The following is a 9,915-nucleotide window of genomic DNA, read 5'->3' as shown; positions in this document are numbered from 1 at the left end:
ATTTTCAATTTATTTTCCCGCCTGCGGGCGGGAAAACTCTGCCGAGAGCTTCTCCCCATGCAAGATGGTCAAGACTTCTTGCATGACTTTTATGTTCTTTGACAGTCTGTTTATTTAACTCAGTAGCATGCGGTCATTGTCCAGCTGCTGACCGGTGCCCGCCTTGAACTGCTCCAGCAGATCCTGAACACTCATGCCCTGTCTCTGCTCCCCTTCCACATCCAGCACAACCTTTCCCTCTGCCATCATCAGGGTTCGATTGCCCAGCTCCAGGGCCTGGGACATGTTGTGGGTGACCATGAGACAGGTGATGTGATCCCGAGCCACGATCTCCCGGGTCAGTCTCAACACCTGTTCTGCCGTGGCCGGGTCCAGGGCTGCCGTATGCTCATCCAGCAGCAGCAGCTCCGGCGGTACCAGGGTGGCCATGAGGAGGGTCAGTGCCTGCCGTTGTCCGCCGGACAACAGCCCCACCGGATGCCCCATCCGATCCTCCAGCCCCATGCCCAGCAGGCTCAGGTGATCCCGGAACATGGCCCGATCCTTTTTGCTGATGCGACTGAAGGGGGCGTTGCCTCGGGAGGAACGCAGATAGGCCAGAGCCAAATTCTCCTCGATGGTCATGTTCGGTGCGGTCCCTTTGAGGGGATCCTGGAACAGCCGCCCAATGGTACGGCTGCGCTTGTGCTCCGGCAGATAGGTGATGTTCCGTCCCCCCAGAGTAATGGTGCCCTCATCCACATAAAACACACCGGAAATGGCATTGAATAGGGTGGATTTTCCCGCTCCGTTGGAGCCGATGATGGTGACAAAGTCCCCATCCTTCACCGTCAGAGAAAGATGGGACAGTGCAGTTTTCTCGTTGATGGTACCGGGATAAAAGGTCTTGGAAATTCCCTTGATGTCCAGCATGGCTCCTCACGCTCCCTTCCCGGCCATAGCTTTTTTCTTTTGGAATGCCACCCAGCTGCGCAGGGTAGGGGCGGCGATGGCCAGGCCCACGATGACGGCGGTCACCAGCTTCAGCCCCTCCACCGGCACCACTTTGGTGTAGAGCACGATGGCGTAAATGAGGCGGTAGACCACAGAACCCAAAATCACAGCGATGGCACCCTTGATGATGGTCCGACGGCCCAGCAGGGTCTCGCCGATGATGAGGCAGGCCAGGCCAATGACCACGATTCCAGTCCCGCCGTTGATGTCAGCCGTGCGCTGGTACTGGCCCACCAGTCCCCCGGACAGGGCGGTGAGGGCGTTGGCGATGCACAGCCCTACGGTGATGGTGAAGGTGGGGTTTACCGAGGAAGCCCGCACCATATCCCGGTTGTCCCCGGTGGCCCGAATGGACAGGCCCAGGCGGGTGCCCAAAAAGAGCACCAGCAGCACAGCCATAAGGATGGTTGCAGCTCCCGCCAGAATTGTCTCGTACCAAGCCCCTCCGATCCCCGTAGCTCGAAACAGAGAGAAAATGGTGTCGTCTTTCAGCAGGCTCACATTGGAGCTCCACCCCATCACCATCAGGTTCACAGTATACAGCCCCGTGTTGGTGACGATACCAGCCAAAATGGATGGCACCCCCAGACGAGTCTGCAAAAAGGCTGTTACAAATCCAGCGCAGGCTCCCGCTGCCATGGCCGCCGGAATGGCCAAAAACGGATGGCCTGCCGCCGTCACTGTCACCGACACCGCCGCCCCCAGCACAAAGGCTCCGTCGGTGGTCAGGTCAGCAATGTCTAAAATGCGGTAGCTCAAAAACAGAGCCATGGCTACCAGCGCATACAAAAACCCCAACTCCAGGGCTGTCTGCACAATATACAGCATCTCTCCACACTCCTCTGCCCCGCCTGCCAGCGCAGGCGGGGCATTGTTTTTCTTATTCCTGGGTGGTGGTCACTTCCACCAGCGTACCCATATCTGCAAAAATCTGAGGATCAATGCCCAGGGTCTTGGCGGTCTCGGTGTTGACAGTGATAAGGCCGCCGTCCATGTAGTACACATCCTCCATACCGTCCATGCCCTCGGTCATTGCCTGATAGGCCAGGTCTGCCGTGCGGGCACCCAGGTCGGTGTAGTTGACACCGCAGGTGACAAAGGCGCCGTTGCGCACAAAGGAGTCTGCCCCAGTGTAGTGGGGAATCCCCGCCTTGGCCAGCTGCTCATAGATGGCCAGCTCTGCGGACATCACCACGTTATCGGTGGGGGTAAAGATGGCATCCACACCACCAGCCACCAGGGCAGATGCGGCGGCAATCACCTCATCGTTGGTGTTGGCTGTCTGCTCCACCACCTGGATGTTTTTCCCCGCCAGATACTCCTTGGCCTCCTGAATGGGGGTTTCCGAGTTGCCCTCAGACAGAGAGTACAGCAGCCCCACTTTCTTGGTGTCGGGATTTTGCTTGAGCATCATATCCAAAATCAAACTGGTCTCCAGGGCATCGCTGGTGCCGGTGACATAGTCAATGCCGGTCAAGTCCTCCCCTTCGGGGTCAGACACAGCAGCATATACCACGGGGGTCTGGGTGTCCTGTGCGCACAAGGTCATAACTTGGGCCGCCGTGGTGCCGATGGGCACGATGGCGTCCACGCCATCCACAATGGCCTGATCGCCCACTTGCTTGAGCACCGTTTGATCGTTTTGTCCGGAATATACCTCGTACTCAATGGTCACATTCTTTTTCGTTGCGATGGCGTCCAGCTGGCCCGTGATGGCCTTGGCAATCTCATCCATAGAAGCGTGATCCAACTGCTTGACCACGGCTACCTTGTAGGTATCGTCATTCTTACCGCCGCCCGCTCCACAGGCGCACAGGGAGAATAGCAAGGTACCCGCTACGGCACAGGTGGCAAACCGACGGATGATCTGATTGTTTTTCATGGTGTTTTCCTCCATTTTTTGAATTTGGGCGGCAGATGTTTTTCCGCCTTGCCAGAGCCGAAAAATGAAAAAAGCCTCTGCCCCACATGGGACAAAAGCTCAGCTTCTGCGATACCACCCAAATTGACGCCAAACGACGCCCACTCGCTTACGCATACCATCATATGCGCCCCTTCTGATAACGGGTGGGGTACCCGTCGGTCCCTACTTGGTTTCCCGTTCGGTCCGCCCTCCGAAGTCCATTCCCCAAGCTGCTCCCCGCCCCGCTCTCACCGCCCGGGACTCTCTGAAGGTTCGCCACACTGGGTACTACTCTCCGTCAATGGTTTGCCGTAATGAAGTTGTTGTGGCCATTATACGCATCTGTCCTCCGGTTGTCAACCCCTTTGGAGAAAAATTTTTTAGCGCACTAACGTGTCATATGTTCCTGGGGGACAGGCAAATTTCGTCTACTCCGCACATATCCTTTCCCCGTGAGGGGGAAAAGGATATGTTTCGCATTCTAAAAAAAAGATTTTTTCGGGATTCCTTGCTGTCCATTGCACTCATTTGCATCATTACAGCCCTGATTTTAGTCCCATCCCAGGCCATGACAGGGGCAAAGAACGGACTTAGTCTGTGCTTTAACGTCATCATTCCATCTCTGTTCCCCTTTTTTGTACTCTCCTCCCTGGCAGTAGATTTGGGACTGGCCGCCTACTTGGGACGCCTGCTGGAGGGTGTCATGCGCCCCCTCTTCCGGGTCAGCGGAAGCTGTGCCATCGCCGTGGTGCTGGGCTTTGTGGGCGGCTACCCCTTAGGCGCCAAAACCGCCCTGGAGCTGTACCGTCAGGGGCTATGCTCCAAAGTAGAGACAGAGCGGCTGCTGGCCTTCTGCAATAACTCCGGCCCAGCCTTTATCCTGGGAGTCGTGGGGGCGGGCATCTTCGGCAGCGGTCAGATTGGCTTGCTCCTCTACGCCTCCCACTGTCTGGCCTCTCTGCTCACTGGGCTTCTCTTCCGGTTCTACGGTCGTGAGACTCCTTCCTCCTGCGCCGCCCCATCCCATTCCAAGCCCATAGCTGCCACCACTGTACCCGCTGCCTTCACCGGTGCCGTGGTGCGCTCCTTTTCCAGCACCCTAAACATCTGCGCCTTTGTCACCTTTTTCTCCGCTATGCTCCAGCTCATGACTGCCTGCGGCGTGTTCTCCGCCTTGGCACAACTGCTCTCCCTGGTGGGGGTCTCCCCCCAACGTGCCCCACAGCTGGTGGCTGGTCTTTTGGAGCTGACCTCTGGCGTGTCCTCTCTGGGTGGTGTCACCAACTCCCCTGGATCCATCTCCATGGCCGCCTTTATGCTGGGGTGGGCTGGGCTTTCCGTGCACTGTCAGGTGCTTTGTTTCCTTATAGATGGCGATCTCTCCCCACGCACTTACCTCTTGGGTAAACTCATGCACGGCATCATTGCAGCTCTGCTCACCTATGCCCTTGCCACCCGGCTCTCCCTGACCTATCCCGTCTCTTTTTATCTCAACTCCCAGACCAAGATCCTGACGCAATTAGACTTTCGCCGCATTCTTCCCGTCTCTCTCTCCATATCTGTTCTTTGTTGGCTCCTGCTTGTTCTCCTCTGCCGGTATCTGTCGAGAAAAACAGGTGGAAAATAGCTGCGCCATGTTGTATACTGGAGGAAATCTCGGATGAACAGGAGACTTGCTATGCTGTTTCAAAAAAATATCGAACCTCGCTGCGTCTATTGTAAGCGAGGTGTGGCTTTGGATGACGAACAGATCCTATGTTCCCGCAAAGGTGTGGTAGATCCAGGCGGATCTTGCCGGGCATTCCGCTATGATCCCCTTAAACGGGTGCCAAAAAAGCCCGTGGTGGCCAATTTTTCTCACCTGAAGAAAGAGGATTTCATGCTGTAACCAGGTGTATTTCGTTTCCAGAACCCGTAAACGGACTTCAACAGTTATGAGTTACTGTTGGAGTCCGTCTCTTTTTTGTAAATCTTTTCCGTGTCATTTCTTGATTTTACACCTCTTCTGTGATATGATGAATTTGTGCAATACAGAGAAAACACCTGTATGAGGAGGAGAAGTCATGATTAAATTGCCCAGTCGTATGGCGGCGGCAGCCATATCCGCCAGCCTCTTGCTGAGCTGCTGCTGTGTGGTTCCCCCCGCCTATGCCACCCAGCGCACAAATGCCTCAGATGACTCAACCCGTGCCACCATCGTGGACGGCGAGTTGGGCGGCGTAAGTATCTCGTACGCCCGAGATCAGGACGGAGTGGAGGAAAGTGGCACCTATGTCATCTTCTATAACACCACCCGCAGCATTCTCTACCACACCGGGACTGGAAACACAGATCAGGTCACCGGAACGGCTTCTGGAAACACCATCACCCTGGATTCAACCTTTGCCGCCGAGCGCCAGCTGTGGACCATCGAGAAACGGGATGGGGACGACGGCTACAATGTGAAAAGCGTGGCCAGCGGCCGTTATCTGGATCTGAGCCAGACCACCGCCGCCAATGGCCATGTGAAGACCTCAGAACAGCCAGTGCGTGTGGACATTACTTTCCACCAGGATAGCGGCACTTACTCACTGTCCAACGGCAGCAACTACTTGACCCATGGCAGTACTGCTGGCAACAAGTACTATTGCAGCACCAGCACGGATGCCACGCTGATCCAGTTCCAGCTCTACGAGAAAACGGAAGTCCTCCCCACTGTGGTGGAGGGGAATCCCAAGGGAACAGAGGCCATCTCTGTGCCCTTCAACAGTGAGGCCACCGGCAGTCGGCATTTCCGCATTCCCTCCCTCTACACACTTGATAACGGCTGGATCGTGGCCGCCTCGGACATCCGCTGGACCACCAGCGGTGACTCTCCCCAAAACCTGGACACCATTGTCAGCGTCTCCAAGGACAACGGACAGACTTGGGAGTGGGAAGTGGTGAACTACCTGGCGGATATGGCAGAAACCACTACCAACGCTTCCAGCTCCTCCTTCATCGATCCCTCCATTGTCCAGGACAGCAACGGCACCGTACATATGCTTGTGGACGCTTGCCCCTCTTATGTGGGCTTGATGAGTGGTAACCAAATGGGGGATAAGAGCTCCGGTTTTGACGACCAGGGGCGTCTGTTGGTTGCAAAGGCCACTGCCGGCACCTACGCCCCCAAGGATCTGGCTTCCTATACCTATTATGTGGATCTGAATAACAACAATAACCGGGCGGTGATAGGCAGCTACCAGGGCCAGGAGATCACGCTCTATCCCATCTGCAGCCAAGATGACTCGGTCACAGACACCTGGGTGGATGCCTGGCTGAACGTTTATGTAAAATCCGCCGACAGCGATACCTTTACCAAGCCCTATGTGACCCAGCTGGGCAACAGCAGCAAGCGGGTGCAGAAGAACTTGTTCTTCCAAAACAGCGAGTGGAAGGTCTATCCCGTGTTTTACATCATGCACCGCACAGCCCAGGTCACCGCTGAAGGACTGGAGTGGAGCACTCCACAATTTTTGGACATCAAGATGGCCGCCAACGAGAAATTTACAGGTGTCTGCCCCGGTCGTGGCAACACCATGTCCTTCAACGGCAAGGAGCGCATCGTATTCCCCCTCTATGACAACCGTACCGGCAACGAGCTGGCCAGCGTCATCTATTCCGATGACGGCGGTGCCACTTGGCAGAGAGGCCAGCATAATGGCAATCTAAATGGGGTGGGCAAGACCAGTGAGTCCCAGGTGGTGACTCTGCCCAACGGTGACCTGCGGATGTACTCCCGTAATACCATCAACTACGTCAGCTATGCCGACTCCTCCGACGGTGGCGTCACCTGGAGCCAGTGCCAGCCCGATGAGGCTCTGTTCAGTCAGAAGAGCGGCGGTGGCTGCATGGTCTCCTTCATCAATCTGGAAGGTACTCTGGTGGGTCCCGACGACCAGGAGTACGATAACCTGATTCTTGGCTCCTATGCCCGCATCCAGCGCTCGGAAGGCGTGGTTCGCATCGGCTCCGTGGCTGAAGACGGTACCGTTACCTGGCTCAACGATGATGCAACCCGCTATACAGGTGTCAACAACTGTTTCGCTTACTCCTGTGTTTCCCAGCTGCAGGAGGATGGAAAGGCCACCGATACCTTCGGCATCCTCTACGAAAACCAGTCCTCCCCCTGTCAGATTGCCTTCGAAACTCTCACGGTTCAGGACCTGCTGGGCGAAGGCTGGTACATGGTGCAGGATGAGAGTGAAAAGGTCACCCTCTCCCTGGATCAGACCTTTGTAAATCTGAATGTGGATGAGTCCATTCAGGTGGAGGCCACCGTGGTTCCCGATGGTTCCGCCACCGTGACCTGGGCGTCTGACACTCCCGGTGTGGCCACCGTGAATGACAGTGGTCTGGTCACTGGCAAGGCCTCTGGCGTCGCCACCATCACCGCAACTGCAACCGCCCCCAACGGAATTGTCCGCATTGCACGTCTGTCTGTGGCCGTTCAGGGCGAGGACGGTATCGTTCTTCCCCAACTCTTCCGAGATGTCATTGCCGAGGAACAGCACGAGGCCGTGACCACCTACGATTTGGATACCGATGGCATCGACTCAGGCAGCGTCTATGCCATCTATCACGCTGGAACCAAGCGAATCCTGTACCACGCAAACAACGCCACAAACACCGACCAGGTCACCGGATCTGTCTCCGAGTCTGCCCTCGCACTGGACGTCTCCTATGCCGCCTCCCGTCAGTTGTGGCGCATTATCCAGACCGATAATGGCTACACCGTTCAAAGTATGGAGGCGGATGGAAAATATCTCAAGCTCAACGATACAGCCACCAATCCCGGAACCCGTGTTCCCGTTCAGTCCGATCCCTATACTCTAACCATCGAAGCAGGCAGCACCCCCGGAACATATACCATTGCCCACACCGTCAACAGCCAGAAGCTCTATCTGTCCCACACCACTACCGCCACTGAGCAGTACAACGTGAGCGCTGATGCCTGCGAGCTCCAGCTTTTCAAGGTAAACACCATCGACGCCCACTCCACCTACCAGGTGACCCTCAGCGGCCTGCAGGCGCTGGTAGACTTTGTGGGCAGCCTGAACCAACAATCCTATACCTCCGACAGTTGGGATGCCCTTCAGTCTGCCAAACAGGCTGCCAACAGCTTGTTGGATGAGGAAGTTTCCACCTATTTGGATGAAACGCAGGCACAGAGCAAGCTGACCGAGACAACCGATATGTCTGAAACCTTGTATCAAGCGTGGCTGGAACTGACACCTGCCCACACCTATGGTCAGCCTGTATTTGAGTGGAATGCAGATCATACTCAGGCAACTGTCACCTTTACCTGTAACCAAGATAACTGCGAATACACAAAAACTGTGGACGCCCAAATCTCCTCTGCAGTGAAGACACCTGCCACCTGCACTGTGAAGGGCATCACTACCTACACCGCCACCGTGGTGTTCGAGGGTGAGACTTACACCGCCACCAAGGACGTGCAGGACATCCCTGTGATCGCCCACACCTATGGTGATCCCGAGTTTACCTGGGCAGCGGACGGCAAGAGCGCCACCGCCACCTTCACCTGCACCTGCGGGGACGAGAAGACAGTGGAGGCTGAGATCACCTCTGCGGTGAAAACGGAGGCCACTTGCACCCAAATGGGCACCACCACCTACACCGCCACCGTGGAATTCGAGGGCAAGACCTACACCGCCACCAAGGACGTGCAGGACATTCCTGTGACGGACCATCACTATGAAGGCGGTATTTGCGTGGTCTGTGGCGCTGAGGATCCCGACTATGTGAAGCCCACTGATCCTGTGGAGACTGATCCTGTGGAGACCGATCCTGCGGTCACTGACAAGCCTGTGGTGACTGAGAAGCCCCAGCCCACCGCCAAGCCCCAGGACAAGGTGGAAGTGACCGTGTCCCAGGAGGAGAAGGTGGAGACTGCTGTGGGCGGCGTGAGCATTGTGCTCAACAACGTGGGCAAGGTCTTTGAGACTGGCATCAACGTCATTGTGGAGAAGATCTCCCAGGGAGACATCTTCACCAACGTAGAGACTGCTCTCGCCAATGTGGTGGAGAAGATGGACAATACCGCCATCTTTGAGTTCACCGCTGAGAACGCCCAGGGCCAAAAAGTACAGCCCCAGGGCAACCTGTCCGTCACCTTTGCCATTCCTTCCAACCTCTCCGAGAACAATCTGAAGATGTTCTACGTCTCTGTCACCGGTGAGAAGGAGGAAATCGCCATTACCGTGAACAAGGCAGAGCGCACCGTCACCGCAAACCTGGAGCACTTCAGCACCTACGTGCTGGTCAACGTGGTGGCTGACACCACGGATGGAGGCAACGTGCCCCAGACCGGGGACAACGCCTCTTTGACGCTGTATGTGGTGGCTACGATGTCCTGTATGGCTCTGCTGAGTGCCACTGTTATAGTATATCGCAAGCAGCGCAACATCTAATCTCTGATCCAGCTGACCCTGAGAAGTAGAAGCAGCCCCCAGGCCGTTTCCATCCGGCCTGGGGGCTGTCACGTCCATCCTAACAGACATTGTTTGCTGCTGTAATGATGTGAAAAGCCAGTATCTCGGTGCGATTGTGTCTCTGCTATCAGGACAGGCCGTGAGGCTCATTGATGCGAGGGTTTTTGACAGTCTGAAGGCTCTGTTGCATAATAGAGCAGGGCAAAGAAACAGTCAGCGAAAACCGCCACTTTGACGATTCTCGCTGACTGTTTCTTACTCTATCACGCTATAGCGGCCTTCCAGCCGGTCAGAAGCTTGATCTAAATATTCATGCATAACTCTCATGGATGGCGTATTCACTTTCCCATGTAGCCTGGCTGCGCAGACATTCTTCCCCTGCGTTCTATCAATCGCTTCTGAAAACGAAAAAGACGATCCCGAGATCGTCTTTTTCATGTCGGCACTACCTATTTTCCCAGGCCGTCGCCAGCCAAGTATCTTCGGCGCAAGTGAGCTTAACTGCCGTGTTCGGAATGGGAACGGGTGGACCCTCACTGCAATCAG

The 9,915-nt window shown here is 55.8% G+C and carries 6 protein-coding genes, 1 rRNA gene and 1 other annotated feature; of the genes, 3 read left to right on the top strand and 4 right to left on the bottom strand.

What is annotated here, in order from left to right; translation table 11 throughout:
• Nucleotides 1–114: 114 nt before the first annotated feature.
• From H9X86_RS11055 to H9X86_RS11045, 3 genes are read right to left on the bottom strand one after another with little or no spacing between them, the layout of a single operon-like run.
• Nucleotides 115–912, bottom strand: a complete 798-nt coding sequence (locus H9X86_RS11055; protein ID WP_204901578.1) for an ABC transporter ATP-binding protein — start codon at nt 910–912, stop codon at nt 115–117.
• Between the two features lie 6 nt (nt 913–918).
• Nucleotides 919–1,821 (bottom strand): ABC transporter permease, encoded by a 903-nt coding sequence (locus tag H9X86_RS11050; protein WP_204901577.1) that lies wholly within the window; start codon nt 1,819–1,821, stop codon nt 919–921.
• A gap of 52 nt (nt 1,822–1,873) precedes the next feature.
• Nucleotides 1,874–2,875 carry an ABC transporter substrate-binding protein gene (locus tag H9X86_RS11045; protein WP_243416934.1) on the bottom strand — a complete coding sequence of 334 codons (1,002 nt, stop codon included), beginning with the start codon at nt 2,873–2,875 and terminating at the stop codon, nt 1,874–1,876.
• Nucleotides 2,876–2,959: 84 nt separating this feature from the next.
• Nucleotides 2,960–3,207: a binding site (T-box leader), on the bottom strand.
• Nucleotides 3,208–3,365: 158 nt separating this feature from the next.
• Here H9X86_RS11045 and H9X86_RS11040 point away from each other — a divergent pair.
• From H9X86_RS11040 to H9X86_RS11030, 3 genes are all read left to right on the top strand, one after another.
• Nucleotides 3,366–4,523, top strand: a complete 1,158-nt coding sequence (locus tag H9X86_RS11040; protein WP_204901575.1) for a nucleoside recognition domain-containing protein — start codon at nt 3,366–3,368, stop codon at nt 4,521–4,523.
• Nucleotides 4,524–4,574: 51 nt separating this feature from the next.
• The gene (locus H9X86_RS11035) at nt 4,575–4,784 is read left to right on the top strand and encodes a hypothetical protein (protein ID WP_204901574.1); all 210 of its coding nucleotides are present in this window, start codon (nt 4,575–4,577) and stop codon (nt 4,782–4,784) included.
• Nucleotides 4,785–4,959: 175 nt separating this feature from the next.
• Nucleotides 4,960–9,348, top strand: coding sequence for an exo-alpha-sialidase (locus tag H9X86_RS11030; RefSeq protein ID WP_204901573.1), 4,389 nt, complete (start codon nt 4,960–4,962; stop codon nt 9,346–9,348).
• A gap of 458 nt (nt 9,349–9,806) precedes the next feature.
• Here the strand turns inward: H9X86_RS11030 and rrf are convergent.
• Nucleotides 9,807–9,915, bottom strand: a 5S ribosomal RNA gene (rrf, locus tag H9X86_RS11025); the annotation flags it as partial.

The organism is Pseudoflavonifractor capillosus (assembly GCF_016902575.1).
GTDB lineage: Bacteria > Bacillota > Clostridia > Oscillospirales > Oscillospiraceae > Enterenecus > Enterenecus capillosus_A.
Note: the sequence above shows the minus strand (reverse complement) of the source record. Positions and strands in the feature narration are given on the sequence as shown.